At 70.8% G+C, this 25,018-nt stretch carries 26 protein-coding genes; 12 read left to right on the forward strand and 14 right to left on the reverse strand.

Annotated features, from left to right (window positions below; genetic code table 11):
• Positions 1-41 precede the first annotated feature (41 nt).
• The 3 genes from GPA03_RS15565 to GPA03_RS15575 form a co-directional block, all read right to left on the reverse strand.
• Complete coding sequence (locus tag GPA03_RS15565) at positions 42-635, reverse strand: TlpA family protein disulfide reductase (RefSeq protein WP_156252964.1); 594 nt, start codon at positions 633-635, stop codon at positions 42-44.
• Entirely contained in the window at positions 632-1,264 is a 633-nt protein-coding gene (locus GPA03_RS15570) for a histidine phosphatase family protein (protein ID WP_156252965.1), read from the reverse strand. The genes GPA03_RS15565 and GPA03_RS15570 overlap by 4 nt, the downstream gene beginning before the upstream one ends.
• 74 nt (positions 1,265-1,338) lie before the next feature.
• Positions 1,339-1,800: a MarR family winged helix-turn-helix transcriptional regulator gene (locus tag GPA03_RS15575; RefSeq protein ID WP_156252966.1), complete on the reverse strand. Its 462-nt coding sequence runs from the start codon at positions 1,798-1,800 to the stop codon at positions 1,339-1,341.
• Between the two features lie 82 nt (positions 1,801-1,882).
• On the opposite strand from GPA03_RS15575, the gene GPA03_RS15580 reads away from it, so the two are divergent.
• Positions 1,883-2,428, forward strand: a complete 546-nt coding sequence (locus tag GPA03_RS15580; protein ID WP_156252967.1) for a YceI family protein — start codon at positions 1,883-1,885, stop codon at positions 2,426-2,428.
• A gap of 71 nt (positions 2,429-2,499) precedes the next feature.
• Here the strand turns inward: GPA03_RS15580 and GPA03_RS15585 are convergent, their stop codons facing one another.
• The 4 genes from GPA03_RS15585 to GPA03_RS15600 all read right to left on the reverse strand — a co-directional run bounded on the left by GPA03_RS15585 (position 2,500) and on the right by GPA03_RS15600 (position 4,700).
• Positions 2,500-2,736, reverse strand: a complete 237-nt coding sequence (locus tag GPA03_RS15585) for a glutaredoxin family protein (protein ID WP_156252968.1) — start codon at positions 2,734-2,736, stop codon at positions 2,500-2,502.
• A 250-nt stretch (positions 2,737-2,986) separates the two neighbouring features.
• Positions 2,987-3,085 (reverse strand): 30S ribosomal protein bS22, encoded by a 99-nt coding sequence (locus GPA03_RS15590; RefSeq protein WP_003792170.1) that lies wholly within the window; start codon positions 3,083-3,085, stop codon positions 2,987-2,989.
• Between the two features lie 83 nt (positions 3,086-3,168).
• The gene (locus GPA03_RS15595) at positions 3,169-3,378 is read right to left on the reverse strand and encodes a helix-turn-helix domain-containing protein (protein WP_156252969.1); all 210 of its coding nucleotides are present in this window, start codon (positions 3,376-3,378) and stop codon (positions 3,169-3,171) included.
• 143 nt (positions 3,379-3,521) lie between these two features.
• A complete protein-coding gene (locus GPA03_RS15600) occupies positions 3,522-4,700 on the reverse strand; it encodes an acetoin utilization protein AcuC (protein WP_156252970.1) in 1,179 nt (392 codons plus the stop codon).
• Positions 4,701-4,790: 90 nt separating this feature from the next.
• Here GPA03_RS15600 and GPA03_RS15605 point away from each other — a divergent pair, with 90 nt between their 5' ends.
• Both GPA03_RS15605 and GPA03_RS15610 read left to right on the forward strand, forming a co-directional pair.
• Entirely contained in the window at positions 4,791-6,167 is a 1,377-nt protein-coding gene (locus GPA03_RS15605; RefSeq protein WP_206673593.1) for a TrkH family potassium uptake protein, read from the forward strand.
• Positions 6,160-6,858, forward strand: a complete 699-nt coding sequence (locus GPA03_RS15610) for a potassium channel family protein (protein WP_194239533.1) — start codon at positions 6,160-6,162, stop codon at positions 6,856-6,858. Before GPA03_RS15605 ends, GPA03_RS15610 begins: the two co-directional genes overlap by 8 nt.
• 2 nt (positions 6,859-6,860) lie before the next feature.
• On the opposite strand, the gene proC is transcribed toward GPA03_RS15610, so the two are convergent.
• Positions 6,861-7,667, reverse strand: coding sequence for a pyrroline-5-carboxylate reductase (gene proC, locus GPA03_RS15615; protein WP_156252971.1), 807 nt, complete (start codon positions 7,665-7,667; stop codon positions 6,861-6,863).
• Positions 7,668-7,680: 13 nt separating this feature from the next.
• A complete protein-coding gene (locus GPA03_RS15620; protein WP_156252972.1) occupies positions 7,681-8,346 on the reverse strand; it encodes a hypothetical protein in 666 nt (221 codons plus the stop codon).
• A 44-nt stretch (positions 8,347-8,390) separates the two neighbouring features.
• On the opposite strand from GPA03_RS15620, the gene GPA03_RS15625 reads away from it, so the two are divergent.
• The 4 genes from GPA03_RS15625 (at position 8,391) to disA (ending at position 13,638) form a co-directional block, all read left to right on the forward strand.
• The gene (locus tag GPA03_RS15625; protein ID WP_156252973.1) at positions 8,391-10,334 is read left to right on the forward strand and encodes a M3 family metallopeptidase; all 1,944 of its coding nucleotides are present in this window, start codon (positions 8,391-8,393) and stop codon (positions 10,332-10,334) included.
• An 82-nt stretch (positions 10,335-10,416) separates the two neighbouring features.
• A complete protein-coding gene (gene radA / locus GPA03_RS15630; protein ID WP_156252974.1) occupies positions 10,417-11,811 on the forward strand; it encodes a DNA repair protein RadA in 1,395 nt (464 codons plus the stop codon).
• Between the two features lie 34 nt (positions 11,812-11,845).
• The gene (locus GPA03_RS15635) at positions 11,846-12,478 is read left to right on the forward strand and encodes a hypothetical protein (protein ID WP_156252975.1); all 633 of its coding nucleotides are present in this window, start codon (positions 11,846-11,848) and stop codon (positions 12,476-12,478) included.
• A gap of 92 nt (positions 12,479-12,570) precedes the next feature.
• Positions 12,571-13,638 carry a DNA integrity scanning diadenylate cyclase DisA gene (disA, locus tag GPA03_RS15640; RefSeq protein WP_241681337.1) on the forward strand — a complete coding sequence of 356 codons (1,068 nt, stop codon included), beginning with the start codon at positions 12,571-12,573 and terminating at the stop codon, positions 13,636-13,638.
• Positions 13,639-13,681: 43 nt separating this feature from the next.
• Here the strand turns inward: disA and GPA03_RS15645 are convergent, their stop codons facing one another.
• Entirely contained in the window at positions 13,682-14,440 is a 759-nt protein-coding gene (locus tag GPA03_RS15645) for a hypothetical protein (protein WP_156252977.1), read from the reverse strand.
• Between the two features lie 64 nt (positions 14,441-14,504).
• Here GPA03_RS15645 and GPA03_RS15650 point away from each other — a divergent pair, with 64 nt between their 5' ends.
• Positions 14,505-15,407 carry an HhH-GPD family protein gene (locus tag GPA03_RS15650; RefSeq protein WP_421958426.1) on the forward strand — a complete coding sequence of 301 codons (903 nt, stop codon included), beginning with the start codon at positions 14,505-14,507 and terminating at the stop codon, positions 15,405-15,407.
• Here the strand turns inward: GPA03_RS15650 and GPA03_RS15655 are convergent.
• Both GPA03_RS15655 and GPA03_RS15660 read right to left on the reverse strand, forming a co-directional pair.
• Positions 15,367-16,617: an MFS transporter gene (locus GPA03_RS15655; protein WP_156252979.1), complete on the reverse strand. Its 1,251-nt coding sequence runs from the start codon at positions 16,615-16,617 to the stop codon at positions 15,367-15,369. The genes GPA03_RS15650 and GPA03_RS15655 overlap by 41 nt on opposite strands.
• On the reverse strand, positions 16,614-17,222 hold the full coding sequence (locus GPA03_RS15660) for an ArsR/SmtB family transcription factor (protein WP_156252980.1): 609 nt from the start codon (positions 17,220-17,222) through the stop codon (positions 16,614-16,616). Before GPA03_RS15660 ends, GPA03_RS15655 begins: the two co-directional genes overlap by 4 nt.
• Positions 17,223-17,517: 295 nt before the next feature.
• On the opposite strand from GPA03_RS15660, the gene GPA03_RS15665 reads away from it, so the two are divergent.
• Positions 17,518-18,015: a hypothetical protein gene (locus tag GPA03_RS15665; RefSeq protein ID WP_156252981.1), complete on the forward strand. Its 498-nt coding sequence runs from the start codon at positions 17,518-17,520 to the stop codon at positions 18,013-18,015.
• Between the two features lie 126 nt (positions 18,016-18,141).
• On the opposite strand, the gene GPA03_RS15670 is transcribed toward GPA03_RS15665, so the two are convergent.
• Positions 18,142-19,104, reverse strand: a complete 963-nt coding sequence (locus GPA03_RS15670) for a sugar-binding transcriptional regulator (RefSeq protein WP_206673594.1) — start codon at positions 19,102-19,104, stop codon at positions 18,142-18,144.
• 152 nt (positions 19,105-19,256) lie between these two features.
• Here GPA03_RS15670 and GPA03_RS15675 point away from each other — a divergent pair, with 152 nt between their 5' ends.
• From GPA03_RS15675 to glpK, 3 genes are all read left to right on the forward strand, one after another.
• Positions 19,257-20,999, forward strand: a complete 1,743-nt coding sequence (locus GPA03_RS15675; protein WP_421958427.1) for a glycerol-3-phosphate dehydrogenase/oxidase — start codon at positions 19,257-19,259, stop codon at positions 20,997-20,999.
• Between the two features lie 87 nt (positions 21,000-21,086).
• Entirely contained in the window at positions 21,087-21,821 is a 735-nt protein-coding gene (locus GPA03_RS15680) for an MIP/aquaporin family protein (RefSeq protein WP_156252982.1), read from the forward strand.
• A gap of 123 nt (positions 21,822-21,944) precedes the next feature.
• Positions 21,945-23,465 carry a glycerol kinase GlpK gene (gene glpK, locus GPA03_RS15685; protein WP_156252983.1) on the forward strand — a complete coding sequence of 507 codons (1,521 nt, stop codon included), beginning with the start codon at positions 21,945-21,947 and terminating at the stop codon, positions 23,463-23,465.
• A 115-nt stretch (positions 23,466-23,580) separates the two neighbouring features.
• Here the strand turns inward: glpK and GPA03_RS15690 are convergent, their stop codons facing one another.
• Complete coding sequence (locus GPA03_RS15690; RefSeq protein ID WP_156252984.1) at positions 23,581-24,909, reverse strand: alpha-hydroxy acid oxidase; 1,329 nt, start codon at positions 24,907-24,909, stop codon at positions 23,581-23,583.
• Positions 24,910-25,018: the final 109 nt, after the last annotated feature.

A 25,018-nucleotide genomic window follows, 5' to 3' on the forward strand; every position in this document is an offset into this window, starting at 1 on the left:
CGAGGAGCGCAGCTGGGGAGCAGAAGTCTGCGGCGCCCTGGTCACGACTCCGCCAGCACCGTCGTGATCATCGCCTTCAACGTGCTCCGCTCCGCCAGCCCGATGATGCGGGCCGCGACCCGCCCCTCGGCGTCGAGCACGACCGTGCTGGGCATCGCCTGCAGCGGCACCAGCCCCTGCAGCGCGGCCACCCCGGAGGCGTCCGAGTCGTGGAGGGTGGGGTACGGGAGCTCGAAGGTGCGCTCGAACGCGAGCGCCGTGGCCGGCTCATCGGTGTGGTTGACACCGAGGAAGCGGACGCCGTCGGCCTCGAGCTCGGCCGACAGCGACGCCAGGTCCGGCGCCTCCTTGCGGCAAGGCGGACACGTCGCGTACCAGAAGTTGAGCACCACCGGCGCTCCGCGCCACTCCGCCAGGTCGACGGCGTCCCCCGCCATGGTCTGGCCCGCCAGCTCGACCGGGTCCGTGCGCCGGTCGGGAGCCCACTCGGTGGCGGTGCCGTCGCCGGACACGTAGCTGGTGTCGACGCCGTCGGAGTCCTCGGGGGTCTCGTCGCTGCTGCACGCGGTGAGCGCGCCGGCACCGAGCAGACCGACGGCGCCCAGCAGCACGGCCCGCCGGGAGGTCCCGCTCACGTGATCGCCTCGGCGCCGGCGAGCAGGTCGCCGGCCGGCTCGGAGTAGTCGAGGCCCACGAGGGTGGCGCCGTCGAACGTCAGCGAGGTGACGGAAGCCAGCGTGCACTGGCGGCGCCGCGGGTCGTGGAGGAAGCTGCGGCCCTCGAGCGAGAGGCGCGTGGTCCAGATCGGGTTCTGGTGGGAGACGATGACCGCCTCGTGGCCCTCGGCGGCCGCGCGTGCGTCGCGGATCGCGGCACGCATCCGCGCGACGATCTCCAGGTTCGGCTCGCCCCAGGACGGCTTGAACGGGTTGAGGAGGTAGCGCCAGTACCGGGGGTGCGCGAGCTGCGCGGGCCGCGGCCCGAGGTTGAGGCCCTCGAAGACGCTGTCCGCCTCGATCACGCGCTCATCGGTGCGCACCGGCAGATCGAGCGTCTGCGCCAGCGGCGCCATCGTCTCCTGCGCGCGCTGCAGCGGCGAGGCGACGAGGTGCACCACGTCCTCGTGGGCGAAGTGCTCGGCGATCCGCTGCGCCATCCGGCGGCCGCGATCGGTCAGACCGTATCCCGGTAGGCGGCCGTAGAGGAGACCCTGAGGATTCTCCACCTCACCGTGGCGCACAAGATGCACACGTGTCTGACGCATGGTCGTAGTCTCGCAAAGGTTCCTGGACACCCAGACCAGGGGTGCGCCGTCGAGCACCGATGGCGCAACCCGGCTCAGCCGGGCGGGTTCTCCGCGATCTTCTCCCCCACCCGCTCGAAACCGGCACCGATCGCGGCGAGCTCGGCGGGCGTGACCACGTCCACGAGCCTCGCGCGCACCGACGCGACGTGCACGGCGGCGGCCGCGACCAGCGTCGCGTACCCCTCCTCGGTCAAGGCGCAGTCGATGCCGCGGCCGTCGTCGCACGCTGCCTGCCGGCGCACCAGCCCCTGCTTCTCCATCCGCGTCACCGTGTGGGTGATCCGCGAGCGCGAGTGCACGAGCCCTTCGGCGAGCAGCGACATCCGCAGGGTGCGGTCATCGCTCTCGGAGAGCCGGACGAGCACCTCGTACTCGTTCAACGAGAGCCCGGTTGCCGCCTCCAGATCGTGGTTGAGCGCGGCGAACAGGGCGCTGGAACCGGTGAGCAAGGAGCGCCACTGTCGTTGCTGCTCCAGGGTGAGCCAGTCGGTCATTGTTACCTCCTTGACACCAGTCTAATTGAATGTTGTACTAGATGCGTTCCCACGACGTCTCCCACAGGAAGAAGTTTTCTCCATGAGCATCCCCGCTGGCACCTACGACATCGACGCGAGCCACTCCGAGCTGGGCTTCACCGTCCGCCACACCGGCATCGCCAAGGTGCGTGGCCGCTTCACCGACGTGACCGGCTCGATCGTCGTCGCTGAGCCCTTCGCGAGCTCCAGCGTGAACGTGGAGATCGACTCCGCGTCGGTCAGCACCGGCAACGCGCAGCGCGACGGCCACCTGACCTCCCCCGACTTCTGGGACGCCGCGAGCAAGCCCACGTGGACCTTCACCTCGACCTCGGTCGAGGGTGAGGGCGAGGAGTTCACCATCAACGGCGACCTGACGATCAACGGTGTGACCAAGCCGGTCGCGCTCGCGGTCGAGTACAACGGTGCGGCCAACGGCCCCGACGGCGCGGGCCGCGTCGGCTTCTCGGCCACCACCGAGATCTCGCGCAAGGACTTCGGGCTCACCTGGAACGTCGCGCTCGAGGGCGGCGGCCTCCTGGTCGGCGACAACGTCAAGATCTCGATCGAGATCGCCGGCGTCCGGCAGCCGGCCCGGGTCGCCTGACCCCACGTCGCCTGAACCCGGTGCGGCAGCTCCCTTGTGGGGGCTGCCGCACTTGTCTTCTCCGGGTGGGATCACCCGAGCGCGGCCCGGAGCTTGCCCGGGTCGATGCGCCAGTAGCCGATCTGCACGTTGTCGACGAGGACGACCGGGACGAGCTCCCCGTAGCGCGCCTGGAGCGTGGGATCGGTATCGATGTCGATCTCCTCCCAGGCGACGCCGGCGGGATCGCACACCGAGCGCACCACGCGACGCGCCCCGTCGCAGAGGTGGCAGCCGGCACGGCCAAGGAGCTGGACTCGAGCAGCCATGGAACGACCATACGTCAGGGATTGCGAGGCGATGGGGAGGGCAGCAGTGCACGGCGTGACGGGGCGGAGGTCGCCCGCGTGGCGAGCGTGACGAGCGCACAACGCAGCAGCGGGCGTCCCGGGCCGCCCGCGACGCCCCCGGCCCCTATGCGAAAGGCCGGACCCGAAGGTCCGGCCTCTGGCGACTGCGCCGGCCTGAGCTCGGCGCGAAACCCCAGCGGGGGCACACGGGGGCGGAGCCCCCGTGCGTCTACTTCTTGTTGCGACGCTGGTGACGCGTCTTGCGGAGCAGCTTGCGGTGCTTCTTCTTCGCCATGCGCTTGCGGCGCTTCTTGATGACGGAACCCATGGGGACCTCACTGACTTAGATGATCGAGGACGGCGGACACAGACGAGCAGTCCGCCCACCAGCGGTCCAGTCTAGCGGTCCGTTCAGCGCGCTTCTGCCGCGGTGTCAGACAGCGGCAGCCCTTCGGACAGCATCTCCTGGACCGCGGCTTCCGGCACCCGGAACGACTTGCCCACGCGGATCGCCGGCAGATCCCCTGCGTGCACCATCCGATACACCGTCATGCGTGAGACCCGGGCGAGCTGGGCGACCTCGGCGACGGTGAGGAAACGCGGAGCACTCGGCTGCGCCATGCGTCCACTCCCTCTCCAGCACGAGCTCTCGTGCCAGTTTCTCTGTCCCCGACGTGAGCAGAACTCTAGGGCCTGCAACCGACAAACGGGAACCTTACGGCGTCCGTTCGACCACGTCACGGCCACCTCGCCTGGTCCCGAGCCTACCGGATCTGCGGGTCGAGACCATGTTCGGGGTAGACGGATCGACGGGTCGCGAGGATCGCCCGGTCGACCGGGTCCTCGGGGTCGTATCCCTGCTCCCAGGGCCGGAACGTCCCGGGCTTTCCCTCGGTCATCGTGTCGGGACCGTCGAGACCGAGCAGGTGGCGCACCTCGTCGCGCCAGGCCTGCGGCGTCGGGGTCTGGGGGTCGATCGGGTGTCCCGCGACGACGGCGATCAGATGGGTCCAGGCCCGCGGCACCGTGCTGACGAGGTCGTAGCCGCCGCCTCCGGTCGCGACCCAGCGACCCTCGGCGTAGGTGTCGGCGACCTCGGCGACCATGAGCGCGGCGGCGCGCTGGGCGTCGATCGAGATGTCGAGGTCGGTGATCGGGTCGCGGGGGTGGGCGTCGGCACCGTGCTGGCTCACGACCATCTGCGGCTGCCACTCGTGCGCGAGCGGCTCCACGACCGCCTCGATCGCTCGTAGCCACGCGGCGTCGGAGGTGCGCGGCGGCAGAGCCACGTTCACGGCCCAGCCACGCGCCTGCGGACCGCCGATGTCCTGCGGGAAGCCCGTGCCGGGGAACAGGCTCTGCCCGCTCTGATGGATCGAGACCGTGAGCACGCGAGGGTCGTCCCAGAAGGCGCGCTCCACGCCGTCGCCGTGATGGGCATCGATGTCCACGTAGAGGATCCGCTCGGCGCCCTCGGCGAGAGCGGCGGCGATTCCCACGGCGACGTCGTTGTAGACGCAGAAGCCGGACGCCGCCCGCGCCATCGCATGATGCATCCCGCCCGCGGGGTTCACCGCCCGCCGCGTGTCGCCACGCCAGACAGCGCGGCTGGCGGCGACGGTGCCGCCCACGATCCGCGCGCTGGCCTCGTGCATGTGGCTGAACACCGGGTTGTCGGTGCCGCCCAGCCCGAACGGGTGGGGCGGCTCGCCGGCATCCTCGGCGCGCACGCGATCGATGTAGTCCTGGTCGTGGACCAGGCGCAGCACCTCGTCCTCGACCGGCTCGGGTGCGACCACGTCCAGCTGGTCGAGGAGCCCGAACGCGGTGACCAGCTCGATCGTCAGCCGCAGCCGCAGCGGCGACATCGGGTGCCCGGGACCGAAGTCGTAGCCGAGAAGCTCGGGGGTCCACAGCAAGGTGGCGCGCTCGTTCTGCGGCATGCGTGCACGCTATCGCTCCGGCCACCCGCCGCGAGGTGGCACAGTAATGCCCGTCGCCCTGGCAGTCGGGGCCGGAGAGAGGGGACACGGGTGGCGCGTGAGCTGCCAGCATTCGTGTCCGCTTTACGCGACTCGATCGACGGCGTCGCCCGCCGCTCCCCCGCCAGGCTGACGCTGCTGGTCTTCGCGGGGGTCGTCGCGATCGAGACGGCCCTGCTCTCGTTGCCGATCGCGACCGCCTCGGGTGAGCGCGCGCCGTTCGTCGACGCACTGTTCATGGCGACATCGGCCGTGTGCGTCACCGGACTGACCACCGTCGACGTGGCCTCCTACTGGTCCGACTTCGGCCATGTGGTGATCATGTTCGGGATGATGGTCGGTGGCCTCGGCGTCATGACGCTGGCCTCGATCCTCGGGCTCGCCGTGTCGCGTCGGATGGGTCTGACCACCAAGCTCCTCGCCGCCGCGGAGACCAAGCTGACGAGGCTCGGCGAGGTCGGCTCGCTGGTCCGCGCGGTCATCGGCGCCAGCCTGACCTTGACGTTCGGGCTCGCGCTCGTGCTGGTGCCGCGGTTCCTGGCCGAGGGCATGCCGCTGGGCGAGGCTCTGTGGCAGGGCTGGTTCCTGTCGGTGTCCGTGTTCAACAACGCCGGGATCATGATCCTGCCGGGCGGCCTGTCACCGTTCGTCTCGGACTGGTGGATGTGCATGCCGATCATCGTCGGGACGTTCGTGGGTGCCGTGGGGTTCCCCGTGATCCTCTCGGTGGCCTCGAACTGGCGGAACCCCCGGCGGTGGTCGCTGCACGCGAAGCTGACGATCACCACCAGCCTCGGCCTGTGGGTGCTCGGCGTGCTGCTGATCGGCACCTTCGAGTGGACGAACCCGGACACCTTCGGCGGGCTGCCGGTGCACGGTCGCCTGCTCGCAGCCCTGGTGGCGGGGATGACGCCGCGCTCCTCCGGCTTCTCCACCGTGGACATCAACGACATGAGCGAGGCCACCTGGTTCATGCAGGACGCGCTGATGTTCATCGGCGGCGGCTCCGCCTCGACCGGCGGCGGCATCAAGGTGACCACGTTCGCCGTCATGCTGCTCGCGATCGTGGCCGAGGCGCGAGGCGACCGCGACCTCGAGGCGTGGGGCCGTCGCGTCGACGCCGGGGTGGTGCGGCTCGCGATCGCGGTCGCGTTCATCGGTGCCACGTTCGTGGGTCTCGCGGCCCTCGCGCTGCTCGTGCTCACCGACCTCCACCTCGACGTGATCCTGTTCGAGGTGATCTCGGCGTTCGCCACCTGCGGGTTGAGCACCGGGATCACCCCCCATCTGCCGAACGGCGGCAAGTACGTGCTGATCGCGCTGATGTTCGCGGGACGCACGGGGACAATGACACTCGCGGCCGCGCTCGCGCTGCGCAACCGGCGCCGCGTGATCCGACTGCCTGAGGAAAGGCCGATCATTGGCTGACGACCGCCCCCGCGGCATCTCCCCGAAGGGCCCCGAGCCGGGCGCCGACGCCGGCGTGCTCGTGATCGGGCTCGGCCGCTTCGGTTCTGCGATCGCGCTCACGCTCGACAAGCTCGGCCGCGACGTGCTCGGCGTCGAGAAGGACGCCGAGCTGATCCAGCAGTGGTCGGACCGGCTGCCGCTCGTCGAGGCCGACGCCTCCAACCCCGAGGCGCTCACCCAGCTCGGTGCGAAGGACTTCCCGATCGCCGTCGTGGGCGTGGGAACCTCGATCGAGGCGAGCGTGCTGATCACCGGCAACCTCGTCGACCTCGGCACGCCGCTGATCTGGGCGAAGGCGATCTCCGCCGAGCACGGCCGGATCCTGCAGCGCATCGGAGCCCACCACGTGGTCTATCCCGAGTGGGATGCCGGTACCCGGGTGGCACACCTGGTCTCGGGCCGGATGCTCGACTTCATCGAGCTGGAGGATGGCTTCACGATCGTCAAGATGCGGCCGCCGAAGGAGACCTGGGGCTTCACGGTCGGCGACCTGCACCTGCGGTCGCGCTACGGCATCATGGTCGTGGGCGTGAAGGCGCCGGGGAAGCCCTTCGAGTACGCCACGCAGGAGACGCGCATCGACGCCGAGGACACCCTGATCCTCTCGGGCGACACCGCGCTGCTGGAGAAGTTCGCGAGCCGGCCCTAGCCTCAGGACCGGCCGAGTTCGGCTGCCCGTTCCCACGCCTTCTGAGCAGCGGCGCCGACGGCGTCCCTCACCTTGCGCTCGTCGAGCTCGGTGATCGCGGCGAGGGTCGTTCCCCCGGGCGAGGTCACGCGCTCGCGGAGCACCGCCGGGTCGTCGTCGGAGGCGAGCGCGAGCTCGGCGGCGCCGGCCACCGTGTGACGGGCGAGCGTGAGCGCGAGGTCGGGGTCGAGACCGCCGGCCACACCGGCGTCGCGCATCGCCTCGAGCAGGTAGAACACGTAGGCGGGCCCAGAACCGGAGATGGCCGTCACCACGTCCTGCTGGTCCTCCGGGACCTGCACGGTCTCCCCGGTCCCGGCGAGCAGCTCGGCCACCACGTCGAGATCGCTCTGCTGCGCCGCACCACCGGCGCTGAGAGCGGCGATGCCGCGGCCGATCGTGGCGGGGGTGTTCGGCATCACCCGGACCACCCGGGTGCCGGCGGGCAGGCGCTCGGCGAGGTACGCCGTCGTGATCCCCGCGGCCACGCTGACCACCAGGCCGCCCTCGGGCATGGCATGCGCGAGGTCGGCGCAGACATCGGCCACATCCTTCGGCTTGACCGCGAGCACCACCACCTCGCTGCCGCGGGCCGCCTCGGCGTTGCTGCCCGCCCAGCGCACCCCGTGCCGCTGCGCGACCCTACGACCGTGTTCCTCACGGCCGTCGGTGATCGTGACGCGCTCGGCGCCCACCGCGCTCACCAGCGAGCCGAGCACCGCCTCACCCATCACGCCTGCGCCCACCAGGGCGACGCTGTGCTCGGTCATCGGAACCTCCAGGTCAGAGCGGGAACGCGTCGTAGAAGGTGCTCGTGGTCCCGATCGGCCCCTCGGCCACGAGCACCACGGTGGCATTGGTCCACACGGTGCGCTCCACGCCGTCGACCTCGAACGTCGTGAACGTCCCCACCGGGGCACCCGCCACGAGCACCTCGCCCTGGTCCGTCGCCGTCGCCTCGCCCACGAGACCGGCAGCGGCTGCGGTCGCCTCCTCGGCCTCGGGCCACTGACCGACCTGGAGCACGACGGCGGTGTCCCTGCCCGAGTACGTCAGCTGCCATCCCTCGAGCGCACTGAGCTCGGTCATCATCGCGGACTCGACCTGGTCGCTGACCGACCAGCCGATCACGGCATCGGGCAGGGCCGCCAGCAGCGCCGTCGACGTGTCGCGCTCGATCGCCGGTTCGGCGGGGGTCGGCGGCGGCACCGTGACCGTGGTCGTCTCGATCGTGAGCGGCTCCATCTGGCCGCCGAGGCGCTGGGTCAGCAGCAGTGCGAGGGCCACGACCACCAGCACCGCGACGACCGAGCCGATGAGGATCAGCTGCCGGCGGTTGCGGTTCGAGGCGGGCTCGCCACCGGCGGCGCGCTTCGATCGGCGAGACGCGGTCGTCTCGCCACCCTGCGCGACCGGGTCGATGGCTTCGGGCGTCGACGGGTCAGTCACCCGGACAGGGTAGTGGGAGCGGGTCGGCGTCATAGGCTGCGCCCGTGACCGATGCATCTGGCGGACCCGCCCCGCTCACCCTGCCCACCCCCGACCAGACCGCCGACTGGCTCGCCGAGCGCACCGCTGCCCTGCTCGCGCAGGCCCGCGAGATCATCGCTGCGTTGAAGACCGACCGGCCCACCGACCCGGCCGAGGCCGTGGCGCGGTGGAACGAGCTCGAGCTCACGCTCAGCAACCTCGCTGCCCCCGCGCACACGCTCTCCGAGCTGCACCCGAACGAGGACGCGCGATCCCGGGGCGACGACGCCGTGCAGGAGGTCGAGCGCCTCCGCACCGAGCTGTCCCTCGACCGCGACCTGTTCGAAGTGTTCGCCGCGCTCGACCCGGCCGTGCTCGCCGGCACCGATCCGCTCGCCGCCCGGCTGCTGACCCGGGTGCTGCGCGACTTCCGCCGCTCGGGCGTCGACGGCGATGACGCCACCCGCGCACGGGTCACCGAGATCTCCGAGCGGATGGTCCAGCTCAGCCAGGAGTTCGGCAAGAACATCCGCGACGACGTCCGCTCGATCCGCGTGACCCCGGACCGGCTCGCCGGGCTGCCGCAGGACTGGATCGACGCGCACCTCGCGGGTGACGACGGGCTCGTCGAGGTGACCACCGACTACCCCGACTACGTGCCCTTCATGATGTTCGCCGACGACGCCGAGTGCCGCCGTCGGCTCTCGATCGCCTACCTGAGCCGCGCCTGGCCCGACAACGAGGCCTTGCTGCAGGAGCTGCTGGGCCTGCGCCGCGAGTTCGCGGCGCTCGTGGGGTACGCCAGCTGGCCCGACTACGACACGGAAGTGAAGATGATCGGCTCGGGCTCCGCCGTCGCCGAGTTCATCGATCGGATCGCCGAGGCGTCCCTGGAGAGCGGCGAGCGCGATGTCGCGGTGCTGCTCGAGCGGCTGCAGCAGGACCGGCCCGACGCCGAGATCATCGACCGCGCCGACGCCGCGTACTACACCGAGAAGATCCGCAAGGAGCGCTTCGACGTCGACGCCCAGGAGGTGCGCCGCTACTTCGACTTCACGCGCGTGCGTGACGGGCTGCTCGAGGTCACCGGGCGGCTGCTCGGCCTGGAGTACCGGCCGGCGCCGGACGCGGTGCGCTGGCACGAGGACGTCGACTCCTACGACGTGCACCTGACCGAGAACGGCCAGCGCATCGGGCGCATCTATCTCGACCTGCACCCGCGCGAGGGCAAGTACAAGCACGCGGCGCAGTTCGACCTGCAGCCCGGCATCGCGGGGCGTCAGCTCGCCGAGGGCGTGCTGGGGTGCAACGTGGGCAAGGGCCTGATCGAGCACGACGACGTCGTGACCCTGTTCCACGAGTTCGGTCACCTCGTGCACCACGTGCTCGCGGGGCGCGGCCGGTACGTGCGGTTCTCGGGCGTGGCGACCGAGTGGGACTTCGTGGAGGCCCCCAGCCAGCTGCTCGAGGAGTGGGCCTGGGACGCGGACGTGCTGCGCTCGTTCGCGCTCGACGCCGACGGCGAGCCGATCCCGGCCGAGCTGGTGGCGCGGATGCGGACCGCCGACGACTTCGGGAAGGGCTCCGACGCCCGCACCCAGATGTTTTACGCCGCGCTCTCCTACTACCTGCACGCCGAGCAGACGGCCGACATCACCGCGCGCACCAAGGAGCTGCAGGAGGCGTACTCGCTGTTCCCGTTCATCGACGGCACCCACATGGCCGCCTCGTTCGGGCACCTCGACGGCTACTCCTCGGGCTACTACACCTACATGTGGTCGCTCGTGATCGCCAAGGACATGTTCTCGGCGTTCGACCGGGAGAACATGTTCGACCCCGAGGTGGCCCACCGCTACCGCGACCGCGTGCTCGCCCCGGGCGGGCAGAAGGATGCCGCCGAGCTCGTCGAGGACTTCCTCGGCCGCCCCTACTCGGTCGACGCCTTCGCCGCCTGGCTCGCCGAGTAGCTCCCCGGCCCGCTACCCACGCCACCCGCGAGAGGCGCAAGCCTGTGGTGAGCGTGTCGGGGGTGGCGGGTAGGTTCACGGGGTGAGTGCCAAGACAGCTGTTAAGCCTGCTCGCGCGGGCTACACATGCGCCGAGTGCGGCTGGAACGCGCCCAAGTGGGTGGGGCGATGCGGCGAGTGCCAGGCCTGGGGAACGCTCGTGGAGGCGGGCGGGCCCGAGGCGACCGGGCCCCGTACCGCGGTGTCCCGCCCCGGCACGGCCGCGCAGGCGATCGCCGATGTGGATGCGCACGCTGCCGCCTATCGCCCCACGGGCGTGGGCGAGTTCGACCGGGTGCTCGGGGGCGGCATCGTGCCCGGCGCCGTGGTCCTGCTCGCGGGAGAGCCGGGTGTCGGCAAGTCGACCCTCCTGCTCGACGTGGCGGCGCGGGCCGCCGAGGGCGGCGGCAAGGTCCTGTACGTCACCGGTGAGGAGAGCGCGGCGCAGGTCAGGCTGCGCGCCGAGCGGATCGGAGCGCTCCGCCCCACTTTGCTCCTCGCCGCCGAGACCGATCTCGGCCGCGTGCTGGGTCACGTGGAGGCGCAGCAGCCGGACCTGCTGGTCGTCGACTCGGTGCAGACGATCGCGTCGGCGCAGGTCGATGGTTCCGCCGGCGGTGTCTCGCAGGTGCGCGAGGTCGCCGCCGCGTTGATCTCGGTCGCCAAGCGCACAGCGCTGCCCGTCGTGCTCGTGGGACACGTCACGAAGGATGGTGCGATCGCTGGGCCGCGTGTGCTCGAGCACCTGGTCGACGTCGTGTGCCAGTTCGAGGGCGACAAGCACGCTCAGCTCCGGCTGGTGCGAGCGGTCAAGAACCGCTTCGGCTCGGTCGACGAGGTCGGCTGCTTCTCGCTCGACGAGGCCGGCATCCACGGGCTCCCGGACCCCTCCGGCCTGTTCCTGTCCGGCGGCCGCGACCCCGTCGCCGGCAGCTGCGTGACCGTGACCCTCGATGGCCGTCGCCCCATGCCGATCGAGGTGCAGGCGCTGCTCGCGAAGACCAGCGCCCCGCAACCGCGCCGCGCCACCCACGGGCTCGACTCCTCCCGCGTCGCCATGGCCCTCGCCGTTCTCTCCGCGCGGCTCGGGCTCGATGCCAGCGGCCACGACACCTATGTGTCCACCGTGGGCGGCTCGCGCGCACAGGAACCGGCGGTCGATCTGGCCGTCGCGCTCGCCGTCGTGAGCTCGAAGCAGGACGCCCCGCTCTACGACGGCCTCGTCGCGATCGGCGAGATCGGTCTCGCGGGTGAGCTGCGTCCCGTGGTGGGCACGGGCCGCCGGCTCGCCGAGGCGCGGCGGCTCGGCTTCACCCGCGCCATCATCCCCTCCCGGTCCGACCTGCTGGGTGGCCCCCCGGCCGGGATGTCGCTGGTCGAAGCACCCGACCTGCGCTCCGCCGTCGAGGCGGCCCTGACGGCTCGCGCGGACGACTGACCCCCCACCGGCGGGCATGGGAGGCTGCTCGGGCATGAGCTATGACCACTACGTGATCCCGGCTGCCGCCTGCTCCGACCCGGCAACCGCGGCCGCTCACGTGCACAGCCAGCTCGGGCGGTCACCGCAGCCCGAGGCGGCGGCCATCGCCGCCGCCATCACCGGCCACAACCTGCCGCTGGACGATCAGCGCGCTTTCCTGTCAATCCACCCGCTGGCGGCCGAGGGCGACATGGTCGTGGTCGCGGCCCCGTACCCGCGCGTGCAGGATGCTCGCGACGTGCTCGTCGCGGAGGCGCTTCGGGCCGGCTACGGGGTCTTCGATCCGCAGAACGACGTCATGATCGATCCCCGGTCCGTGAGGGAGGGCATGATCGAGTCCTCGGCCGACGGCATCTACCGGGTGATCGCACCCACCGCCGTCACCGCGCTCGTGCACCGCCTGCGGGACGAGGACTACCTGGTCGTCGCGATCGCCGAGCAGCGGTACATCCAGACCCAGCGGCGCGGTGACGCCTACGCGCTCGAGTACCGCGACGGCTCACCTGACCGACACCTCGGCACCGAGGTGCGCAGCGCCGCCGAGGTGGCACGGGCGATGCGGCTGTGGATCGCCGGCGACGCCACGCAGCTCGCACGGCTGCGCTGGACGAAGGTCGATCTGTGAGGCGATCTCATCCTTGAGTGGGACGGATCTGAGCAGCGGCCCGCCTAGACTTCCCAGCAGTCCAGGTCGAGAGCGCGTTGGGAGTACCGAGCTTGTCCACACCTTCGCTGCGCGAGATCCTCGGCTGGGTCGCCCCGGGCACCGAGCTCCGCGACGGGCTCGAGCGGATCCTGCGCGGGCGCACGGGTGCGTTGATCGTGCTCGGTTACGACGACGTCGTCGAGAGCATCTGCACGGGCGGGTTCGAGCTGGACGTCGAGTTCTCCTCCACCCGGCTGCGCGAGCTCGCGAAGATGGACGGTGCGATCGTCCTCGACGGCAAGGCCACCCGCATCTTGCGCGCTGCCGTCCAGCTCCTCCCGGACGCGGCGATCGAGACCAGCGAGTCCGGAACCCGGCACCGCACCGCGGAACGCGCCGCGAAGCAGACCGGCCTGCCGGTGATCTCCGTGAGCCAGTCGATGCGCATCGTGGCGCTGTACGTCGGCTCCCAGCGGTACGTGCTCGAGGACTCCGACGCGATCCTGTCTCGCGCCAACCAGGCACTCGCCACGCTCGAGCGCTACAAGGAGCGCCTCGACGAGGTGGCCGGAACGCTCTCGGCGCTGGAGATCGAGGACCTCGTCACGGTCCGTGACGTCGCCTCGGTGGTGCAGCGCCTGGAGATGGTGCGCCGGATCTCGGGCGAGATCGCGGACTACGTGATCGAGCTCGGCAGCAACGGCCGGCTGCTCGAGCTGCAGTTCGACGAGATGAGCGGCGGTATCGGCTCCGGGCTCGAGACCGTCATCCGCGACTACCTCGACGACCGCTCGGCGCGCACGCTGACCGATGTCCTCAGCGATCTCGCCGGGCTCGACTCCTCCCAGCTGCTCGACCTGTCGCTGATCGCACGTGTGCTCGGCCTCGGCGGCCGGCAGGGTGAGGCGCTCGACTCCGCCATCGCGGCCCGCGGTTACCGGATGCTCACGCGGATCCCCCGCCTCCCGGCATCCGTGGTGACCGCGCTGGTCACTCACTTCGGCTCGCTGCAGCGCATGCTCTCAGCCACGATCGAGGATCTCGAGGTGGTTGACGGCGTCGGCGCCCAGCGTGCGCGATCCGTTCGCGAGGGGTTGTCCCGTCAGGCCGAGTCCAGCCTGCTCGAGCGCTTCTCCTGAGCGCTCTCGACGGCGGAGCGCACCGCCCGGGTCCGCTCACCGACTACGTGACCGTGAACACCTGCTCGACGGTCGCCACCTGCTCGGGGCTGTCCCCCGCGGTCACCAGCACCACGACCGCACGGTAGGTCCCTGCGGCGGCGACCGGCTGACCGCCCGGGCAGCCCGGCGCGCTGCGGGTGCCGGTCCAGCGGAACGCGACTGTGTCGGCAGCGCCGATGTCGAGCAGCACCCGCCGGTCCCCGAGCGTCGAGCAGTGCTGCGAGGTCCACACGAGATCCTCGCCCGAGTAGATCGTCAGCTCGATCTGGGCACCGCCGATGTCCAGCAGGCACGGCACCTGCCCGGCGTTGGTGACCGTGACCGGCATCGCGGTGGTCGCGCCCGCCACCGCCGTGGTGCCCATCCCGATCGCGAGGTCGACGGCGGCGGGACGGCAGTCGACCGGGTTGGCCAGCTCTTCCTCCGTGGGCGGGCCGGTCGGCTCGTCATCGACATCCACCGGCGTGATCGGGGCGGTGCTGACCGTCCGTGGGATGACGTCGTCGGCAGCGTCGATCGCTCGCATCACGGCCTGGGCACCCAGCGCGACACCCGCGACGAGCACGAGCAGGATCGTCAGCGCAAGGATCCGCCGGCGGCGGAAGACCGCGGGGTCAGGCGTGTGCGATCGCCCCACGGGCCGGGCCGGGGTGGCGGATCGCGCACCGGTCGGGCCCCGGGTGCCGCGTGCCGCTGGGCGCGGCCTGGCACGGTTCGGGGAGGAGCCACCCCGCTTGGGTGGGGTCGCGGTACTCCTCATGCCGGTGACCGTAACCCCTGCGAGGCCCGCAGCTCGGCAGACATACCGCCGAGCAGGCGAGACTGTGCGGGTGAAGGCGATCACCCAGCCCCCGGAGCAGCTGTGGCCGGCCGTGCTCGACTGGTACCGCCGGCACCAGCGGGACCTGCCGTGGCGCGCGGCCGGGGTCTCGGCCTGGGCCGTGCTGGTCTCGGAGGTGATGCTGCAGCAGACTCCCGTGGTGCGGGTCGAGCCGCGCTGGCGCGAGTGGATGCAGCGGTGGCCGCAGCCTGCCGACCTGGCGGCCGCCACCCCCGCCGAGGTGCTGCGTGCGTGGGACCGGCTGGGCTACCCGCGCCGGGCGCTGAGGCTGCGCGAGGCGGCAGCCGCGATCCGTGACCGGCACGACGGCGTGGTCCCGGTGGCGACCTCCGATCTCCTCGTGCTGCCCGGGATCGGCAGCTACACGGCCGCCGCGGTGCGCTCGTTCGCCTACGGCGAGCGCGACGTCGTGCTCGACACCAACGTGCGCCGGGTGCTGGGCCGGGTGCTCGACGGCGCCGCGTTGCCGGCTCCGTCGCTGACGCGCGCCGAGGAGCGCCGGGCCGAGGGTGTGCTGCCGCCGGAGCCTGCGGCGAGCGCGCGGTGGAACGTCGGGCTGATGGAGCTGGGAGCGCTGGTGTGCACCGCACGCTCGCCGCGCTGCGACGTGTGCCCGCTGGCCGATGTCTGTGCCTGGAGGGCCGCCGGGTACCCCGGTGACGTGCACGCGCACCGCCGCCGCACCCAGGCCTGGGAGGGAACCGAGCGACAGGCCAGGGGCCGGATCATGGCGGCCTTGCGGGCCGCCGTCGGAGCGCTCACGGTGGAAGATCTGCCCGACTGGGGCGATCGCACCCAGCGCGACCGCGTGCTGGCCGGTCTGGTCAGCGACGGGTTGGTCGCCGTCACGGGCTCGCCGGCTCGCTATCGGCTGCCGGAGCAGTGACCGTGGGGGCCGGGATCGGCGGGACCACGAACGCCGACACCGCCGCGCCTGCGACCCCGAGCACGGTGATCGCGATCAGCAGCCGGTAGTCGATGACGGCGAGCACCGCCGCGCCCACGAGCGTGAGCAGCGCCTGTGGCAGGTTGATCGCCAGGTTCGAGGCGGCCGAGGTGCGGCCCTGCATGCGCGGCGCTGTCAGCCGCTGCCGGATCGTCACGAAGGCGACCACGCTCCAGGTCACGCCGAACCCGACCGCGGCCATCCCGGCGCCGGCCACCAGCACGCTCGTGGTGAGGAACGCGGCCCCGCCGGCCGCGAGAATGGTCAGGCCGACCGCGAGGGTGCGCGGCTCACCGAGCCGGGCGATGACGCTCGCAGCGGTGACCCCCGCGAGCACGGCACCGATGCCCTGGACGCTGACCATCACCCCCAGCGAGGCGGCCGGCAACCCGAGCCCCTGCTCGATCACCGGGAACGCGGCGATGTTGAGCAGGCCGGTGGCCCCGAACGCCACACCGATGGCGATCGTGGTGGGGGCGAGCACCGGCGTGCGCGCGATGTGGCCGAACCCGGCGAGTGCCGAGCGCAGGAAGCTCTCGCCGTCGCGCGGCTCGGGCTGCGACTCCTCCTGTCGCACGAAGACCAGCAGGAGCGCGGTGGCGGCGAAGCAGGTCGCGGTGAGCGCGACGACGGCGAGCGGACCCGCGGTCACGTAGAGCGCCGTGCCGAGCAACGGTGAGACAAGTCGGAGCGCCTGGTCGATCGTCGAGAGCAGGCCGTTGCCGGAGGCGAGCTCGTCGTCGGCGAGCATGTCCCGCAGCAGCGCCCCTTGCGCGGCCCCCGTCAGCGTGCCCAGCGCGCCGTACCCGAAGATCACGATGTACAGGAGCCAGAACCGGTCCGCGGTCAGCGGCAGCAGCAGGCAGACCAGCCCGGCGCCGACGAGGTTCGCGATGATCAGCAGCCGCCGCCGCGACACCCGATCGACGATGTGGCCCATCACGGGTGCGAGCAGCGTGGACAGGCCGAGGACCGCGAACACGATGCCGGCTGCCGCATCCGACCCGGTGAGGTCCTTCGCCCAGACGGCGGCCATCAGGTAGAGGGCGCTGTCGCCGAGGTTGGTGGTCACCCAGGCCGCCGTGAGGCGGCGGAACGGCTGGTGCTTCCATGCCGCGGGGCGACGGCGGAGCGCGGTCGCGATGCTCATCGTTCGCCGCCTTCCAGGGGCTCGGGGTTCGCGGTCGCGAACACGTGGGAGCGGCGGGCACCGGCGGGTCGCTTGGCGGGGTCGGCCTCACGACCGCCGAACCACTCGGCCGCGACCGTCTGCAGGTGCTCACTCAGCCGGGCCAGCTCCTCGGGCGTGGCCCAGAAGGTGCTGGAGGTGACGGTGCTGGCCTGCACCCATTCCTCGGACTCCTCGGGGAGCGTGGCGAGGTAGGCGCGGACGCGCTCGGCCTGGCGCAGCACCTGCATGCCGGCGAGCTCGGCGACGGCATGGCGGGAGCCGGGCATCTCCGCGCTGGGGCGGACATCCATGCCGCCGCGCACGGTGGAGCGCCACGGACGCTCGCGACCCCGACGCGGCGCGGGCTCGATGAACCCGTACTTCGCGAGCGTATGCAGGTGGAAGGAGCAGGAGGCGACCGACTCCCCGACGGCCTCCGCGCACTGGGTGGCGGTCGCGTCCTCGACGTTGCCCAGGTGGTCGAGCAGCGCCAGCCGGAGCGGGTGCGCCAGTGCCCGGATGCGCTCGGGGTTGCTGATCGAGGAACCGCTGATCGAGCTCTGCGCCGTCGTGTCGTCGTCCATGTGAAGGAGCGTAAACCTTCAAGACTTCTTTATCAAGTTATCTTGATAAATAGTTGTTGATGGTGTTTCTCGTGGCGCGCCGAACAGCGGCACGGGCGGAAGGGCCGGAAGTGCCGGAAGTGCCACCACTGGACCTGGCTGGTGGCTGAGCGTCCACCGAACCTTCTCCAGTGGCCGCTGAGTGACCAGTGGTACCCGCGGTGTGGACGCTGAGCCACCACCCATCCCCCGGGCAGGAAGGCCGGGAAGGGCCGGAAGGGCCGGAAGGGCCGGAAGGGCGACTATCGTCGACGCCGTGGAGACCGCGCCCGCCGACGTGCTGATCGCTCGCTCCGTGCGCGCCCACACCCGAGCGCTGGTGACGCTCGCGGTCGCGGTGATCGTGCTCGCCGGTATCGGCGCCGCCGCGCTCTCGCTCGCCGGCGACGACCTCCGCACCCCGCCGATCGTCGCGGGGCTGTCGATGCTGGCGGTCGGCCAGCTGTGCGCGCTGGTCGCGGCCGCGATCGCGGGGGGCGGTCTCGCGCGGGTGCTGCGTCAGGTCGGCGAGCCCGGCAGCGAGGACTCAGCCGCCGCCGCCCGCACCGACGTGCCCCACGCGGCGATCCGATCCACCGCCGCCCGGTTCGCAATCCTCATGCGCGTGATCGTGGGTGCGTGCGTGCTCGTGATCACGGTGTGGGTGCTCGCCGACACGGCCGGCATCGTCGGCGCTGTCGTCGGGGCGGTCGTGGTGCTGCAGCTCGTGGTCGCGCTCGCGCTGCTGCGCGTCCACCTGCTCCGCTCTCTCTGAGCACGGTCAGATCTGGACCAAAGTCCACGCTCGATGCGATGGCAACCGGTTGCTTCGCCGTCATAACCTCATCGACCGTGGACTTCGTGCCACACCCCCGGGAGTCGCGGCCGCCCTCGCGCCGCGTCAGGGCCGGGCGTTGGCGCGCTCAAGGAGCTTGCCGGCGGTCTCCTCGTCGAGGATCAGGTCCGTGGCCACGCGGGCGCGGAGCGCACCGAGGAGCGCGGGCACCTTCCGGTCGCCGACCACCACGCACATGCGGCGTGCGAAGCGCCGTAGCTCGCGAGGGCTGGGGCCGGTCGCGCGGCTGTTGATCTCGACGTCGCTGTAGCTGCCGTCCTCTCGGTGGAACACCGTGCAGACGTCACCGACCACGCCGTCGCTCGTGATCACGGCCAGCTCCCGGTCGGTCAGATAGCCCGCGGAGTACACGTGGGAGGGGACCTCCGCCGTCAGGGCGCCGACGCCGAACAGCGCGATGTCGACCCGGCGCTGCATCTCGAGGACCCGCTGCACGCTGCGCTCGCGCCACATCAACGTCTTCGTCTCGGCGTGGTCGAAGAAGGCCGGCACCGGGAAGTGCTGGGAGGTGGCGTCGAAGTTCTCCGCGATCGCCCCGATGAGGTCGCTCGCGTACGTGATCCCGCTGGCGTAGGTGTTCGCTGCGCCGTTGAGCTGGACCACCGTCGAGCCCGTGGTGGGCACCTTGCGCAGGTGACCGGCGATCGCCGACACCGTGGTGCCCCACGCGACCCCGAGCACCATGTTCGAGGTGAACCACTGCCCCAGCAGGTTCGCCGCCACCGCCGCCACCTGGTCCAGTCGCTGCAGCTCGGTGGACCGCGGCCGCACCGGCACCACGTGCGCTCGGATCCCGAACGTCGCCGCCAGCTGGTGCCCCAGGTACTGGCCGCTCCTGCTTGAGGGCTGCTCGACGGCGATCCGCACCATCCCCACGTCCCGCGCGTGGGCGATGAGTCGGGAGACCGTGGAACGGGAGACCTGCAGCGTCCGGGCGATGACATCCATGGTCTGGTTCTGCAGGTAGTACATCGTCGCGGCGCGGAACGCCGCCTCGTCCTGCATCATTCACGGACTCCCATCTCTCCCGCTCCGCCGTGCACATATGTGCAGGATGCTTGCGCAATTGTGCTGCCACCCGCAAGTCTGTGCTCGTGCGGCGTCGACGCTGCGCCCGGGAGATTCCTCCCGCGACCCGATCCCAAGGGAGAGGTGCCATCGTGACGGCAACGGCACTCACGGCCGAGAAGCGCTCCGAGGCCCTGGCAGCGATGAGCGACGACGCAGGGCTCGACGTCCTCGTCGTCGGTGGCGGCGTCACCGGCGCCGGTATCGCGCTCGATGCCGCGACGCGCGGCCTGCGCACCGGCATCGTCGAGGCGCAGGACTGGGCGAGCGGCACGTCGTCGCGCTCCTCCAAGCTGGTGCACGGCGGCTTGCGCTATCTGCAGATGCTCGACTTCCACCTGGTGCACGAGGCCCTCAACGAGCGCGACCTGCTCCTGTCCGAGCTCGCGCCGCACCTCGTGCGCGCCGTGCCGTTCCTCTACCCGCTGGAGCACCGCGTCTGGGAGCGCTTCTACGTGGGCTCAGGCGTCGGGCTCTACGACGCGCTCGCGTCGCTGTCTTCGCGCCGCCGCGCCACCCCGTTCCACAAGCACCTCTCCCACACCCAGCTCGGCAAGGTGTTCCCGGACCTTCGCCCTGATGCCGCGATCGGCGCCATCCAGTACTGGGACGCCCAGGTCGACGACGCCCGCCTCGTGGTGACGCTCGTCCGCACCGCCGCCTCCTACGGGGCGCTCGCCGCGAACCGGACCCAGGTCGTGGAGATGACGAAGGACGGCGACCGGGTGACCGGCGCCGTCGTCGTCGACCTCGAGAGCGGCGAGCAGCGCACGATCAAGGCCAAGACGGTGATCAACGCGACCGGTGTGTGGACCGAGAAGACCGAAGCGCTCGCGGACACCGAGGGCGGCCTGCGGGTGCTGGCCTCCAAGGGCATCCACATCGTGGTGCCCCGTGAGCGCATCCGTGGTGAACGGGGTCTGATCCTTCAGACCGAGAAGAGCGTGCTCTTCGTGATCCCGTGGTCGCGGTACTGGGTGATCGGCACGACCGACACCACCTACACCGAGGACCCGGTGCACCCCGTCGCCACCGCCGAGGACATCGAGTACGTGCTCGACCACGCCAACGCGGTGCTGCGCGACCCGCTCACCCGCGACGACGTGATCGGCACCTGGGCCGGTCTGCGCCCGCTGCTGCAGCCGGGCACCAAGGAGGGCACCTCCTCGGCCAAGGTCTCACGCGAGCACACGACCGCCTCCCCCACCCCGGGGCTCGTGGTCATCGCCGGCGGCAAGCTGACCACCTACCGCGTGATGGCCAAGGACGCCGTCGACTTCGCGCTCGGCTCTGACGAAGCGGCCGCCGCGACCCCATCCATCACCGATCGCGTCCCGCTCGCCGGCGCCGTGGGCTTCGCGACCGCTCGTCGCAAGGCGCGTGGCTGGGCAGACACCTACGGCTGGACCAAGCAGATCACCGACCACCTGCTGCACCGCTACGGCGGGCAGCTGAGCGACCTCGTCGCCATGATCGAGGCACAGCCCGATCTGGCGAAGCCGCTCGAAGGCGCGCCCGACTACCTGCGCGTCGAGATCGCCTTCGCGGCCAGCCACGAGCAGGTGGTCCACCTCGAGGACGTGATGCTGCACCGCACCCGGCTCACCTACGAGCAGCGCGACGGCGGGGTGGCCGCTCTCGACGAGATCGGCGAGATCCTGGCCCCCATCCTGGGCTGGGACTCCCCGCAGGTCGAGCGTGAGAAGCAGTCCTACCTCGACCGGCGTGAGGCTGAGGCCGCCGCCGCACAGACCACCAGCGACGCCGAGGGCGCGCTGGCCAGGGCGCAGGCGCCCGACATCGTCCCGATGCGTCCACTCGACGCGCCTGCGTGATCCCGATGCCGCACAGCGGCATGCTGGCCGTGTGGCGCATCGGGGCGTCCACACCTTCACCCCCTCGATGACGAGAAAGAGAGTCTGATGGACATTATCCTCCCGGAGGCAGTGGGTACCTTCCTGCTGATCCTCCTTGGTTGCGGCGTCGTCGCCAACGTCGTTCTCGCCGGCACCAAGGGCAACGGCGGCGGCTGGCTGCTGATCAACTTCGGATGGGGACTCGGCGTCTTCGCCGGCGTCTACGCCGCGGTCGACACCGGCGCGCACATCAACCCTGCGGTGACCTTCGGTCTGTGGGCGGCCGGGGGCGATCTCGCCCAGGGCGTGCCTGCAACCGTCTCCAACGTCCTGATGTACATCATCGGTCAGTTCATCGGCGCGATCCTCGGTGCCGTGTTCTGCTGGCTGGCCTACAAGCAGCACTTCGACGACGAGCCCGACGCAGCGAACAAGCTCGCGGTGTTCTCCACCGGCCCCGCGAAGCGGTCGCTCGGCTGGAATACGGTGACCGAGGTCATCGCGACGTTCGTGCTCGTCTTCGTCGTCATCGCCTTCGGAGGTACGCCCTCGGGCCTCGGGCCGCTGGCCGTCGCACTGCTGGTGGTCGGCATCGGCGCCAGCCTCGGTGGCCCCACCGGGTACGCCATCAACCCGGCACGTGACCTCGGCCCGCGCATCGCGCACGCGATCCTGCCGATCAAGGGCAAGGGCTCCTCGGACTGGGGCTACTCCTGGGTCCCGGTCCTCGGCCCGATCATCGGCGGCGTGCTGGCGGGTCTGCTCGCCGACCCGCTGCTCTCGTTCATCCCGCTCAGCTGACCCACCAGGTGGGCGCCGCCTGAGACCTCAGCGGCGCCCACCGGGTCAGCACCTCTGCAGCACCGCCCCGAACACAGCGCCGTCACCTCGGCGCGCCACACGAAGAAGTGAAGGGAACCAGTCATGTCGGACGAGAAGTACGTCCTCGCGATCGACCAGGGCACCACGAGTACCCGCGCGATCGTCTTCAACCACTCCGGTCAGATCGTCGAGAGCGGTCAGCTCGAGCACGAGCAGATCTTCCCGAAGGCCGGCTGGGTCGAGCACGACCCGGCCGAGATCTGGCGCAACACCCGTGAGGTCGTCGCCCTCGCGCTCACCCGAGCGAACATCACCAAGGACGACCTGGTGGCGGTGGGTATCACGAACCAGCGCGAGACCGCCGTCGTCTGGGACAAGAACACCGGCGAGGCCGTCTACAACGCCATCGTCTGGCAGGACACCCGTACCCAGAAGATCGTCGACGAGCTCGGCGGTGGCGACGCGGACAAGTACAAGGCCAAGGTCGGCCTGCCGCTCGCGACCTACTTCTCCGGGCCCAAGGTCAAGTGGATCCTCGACAACGTCGAGGGCGCCCGCGAGAAGGCCGAGGCCGGCGACCTGCTGTTCGGCAACACCGACACCTGGGTGCTGTGGAACCTCACGGGCGGCACGAACGGCGGCGTGCACGTCACCGATGTGACCAACGCCAGCCGCACGATGCTGATGGACCTGACCACGCTGGACTGGGACGCCGACATCGCCTCCGACATGGGTATCCCGATGTCGATGCTGCCCGAGATCAAGTCCTCCTCCGAGGTCTACGGAGAGGGGCGCAAGAACGGTCACCTCGCCGGCATCCCGATCGCGGGCATCCTCGGCGACCAGCAGGCAGCCACGTTCGGGCAGGCGTGCTTCGAGGTCGGCATGGCCAAGAACACCTACGGCACCGGCAACTTCATGCTCATCAACACCGGTACCGAGCAGGTGCCGAGCGAGAACGGGCTGCTGACGACCGTCTGCTACAAGATCGGTGACCAGCCGGCCGTGTACGCGCTCGAGGGATCGATCGCCGTCACGGGCTCGCTCGTGCAGTGGCTCCGCGACAACCTGGGCATGATCTCCTCCGCCCCCGAGGTCGAGGATCTGGCCAAGAGCGTCGACGACAACGGTGGTGCGTACTTCGTGCCGGCGTTCTCGGGTCTGTTCGCCCCGTACTGGCGCTCCGACGCCCGCGGCGCGCTCGTGGGCCTGACGCGGTTCGTCAACAAGGGTCACATCGCGCGGGCCGCCCTGGAGGCCACGGCCTTCCAGACCCGCGAGGTGCTCGACGCGATGAACGCCGACTCGGGTGTGGACCTGACCGAGCTGAAGGTCGACGGCGGCATGATCGCCAACGAGACCCTCATGCAGTTCCAGGCCGACATCCTGGGCGTGCCGGTGGTTCGCCCGCAGGTCGCCGAGACCACGGCGCTGGGCGCGGCCTACGCGGCCGGCATCGCCGTCGGCTTCTGGAACGGCGAGCAGGACGTCATCGACAACTGGGCCGAGGACAAGCGCTGGGAGCCCAGCATGGACGACGGCGAGCGCGACCGCCTGTACCGCAACTGGAAGAAGGCCGTCACGAAGACCTTCGACTGGGTCGACGAGGACACGGAGGCCTGACCTCACCCCGTCGCGCGAACAAACGGCGCCCCACCGGTTCAGACCGGTGGGGCGCCGTCATGTCTACAGCGGGTCCGTCCTCGCTGCTTGCCCGGCAGCGGCTCGCCGCCGTGGCTCAGGACTTCGCGCGGGCCGGCTTGCGTGTCTGCCGTGCGGACCTGGCCGGCGCGGCCTTCGTCTGCTCGACGGCGGAGCTCGCCGCATCCGCGTACGTCAGCTGACGCGGTGCGAGCCGCACCAGCTGGGTGACGTGCTCCGGGCTGAGCTCCTCGAGGCTCGCCACGCCGATGAGGCGCATCACACGGCTGATCTCGCCCGTGAGGATCTGCAGCATCCGGTCGACGCCGGCCTGGCCGCCGGCCATCAGTCCGTACAGGTAGGCGCGGCCCACCATCGTGAAGCGGGCGCCGAGCGCGACCGAGGCCACGACATCGGCTCCGGACATGATCCCGGTGTCGAGGTGCACCTCGAGATCGTTGCCGACCTCACGGACGACCTCAGGCAGCAACAGGAACGGCACCGGGGCGCGGTCGAGCTGCCGGCCGCCGTGGTTCGACAGCGTGATGCCGTCGACGCCCAGATCGGCGAGCTTGCGCGCGTCCTCGACGTTCTGCACGCCCTTGATCACGACCTTGCCGTCCCAGTGGGAACGGATCTCGGCGAGCGCGTCGTAGTCGATGCTCGGGTCGAACATCGTGTCCAGGATGTCGGCGACCGAGCCGTCGAACTTGGTGACCGACGCGAACTCCAGGGGCTCGGTCGTGAGGTAGTTGATCCACCACTCCGGGCGCGGCAACGCATCGATGATCGTCATCGGGGTCAGCTGTGGCGGGAACGCCATGCCGTTGCGCTTGTCCCTGTGCCGAGCACCCGCGACCGGGGTGTCCACCGTGATCAGCAGCGTGTCGTAACCCGCCGCGCTCGCCCGTTCCACCAGATCCAGCGAGCGCTGCCGCTCCTTCATCATGTACAGCTGGAACCAGAGCCGCCCGCGCGGGGCAGCCTTGCGGACCTCCTCGATCGAGGTCGTGCCCAGTGTCGAGAGGACGAACGGCACGTCGAACTTCTGCGCGGCCGTGGCGCCCGCCCGCTCGCCCGCGGCATGCATCAGCCGTGTGAAGCCGGTGGGTGCGATGCCCACCGGGAAGGCGGCGGGCTTGCCCAGCACGTCCCAGGACGTCGAGACGTTCGTGACGTCCTTGAGGATGCTGGGGTGGAACTCGACGTCCTCGAACGCCTTCCGGGCGCGGGCGAGCCCCACCTCGTTCTCCGCCGCGCCGTCGGTGTAGTCGAACGGCCCCTTCGGGGTGCGGCGCTTCGCGATCCGCCGCAGGTCCCAGATCGTCTGCGCCTTCTCGAGCCGGGTCGCTGCGAAGTTGAGGCTCGGAGCGCGGAAGTTCAGCTGCTCGCGCAGGACGGAGAGGTTGGGGAGTCGTCGTTCCATGGCCTGCTCTCGTGTGGTTCTCGACGGCGGCAGTGCTGTCTCGCCGCCCTCCACCCTAGTTCCTGGATTTTACCGATTCAATCCACGACCTCGTGCCCGCGCCTGGTAT

It is taken from the genome of Pseudactinotalea terrae (assembly GCF_009733845.1).
In the GTDB taxonomy this organism is placed as follows: Bacteria; Actinomycetota; Actinomycetes; order Actinomycetales; family Beutenbergiaceae; genus Pseudactinotalea; species Pseudactinotalea terrae.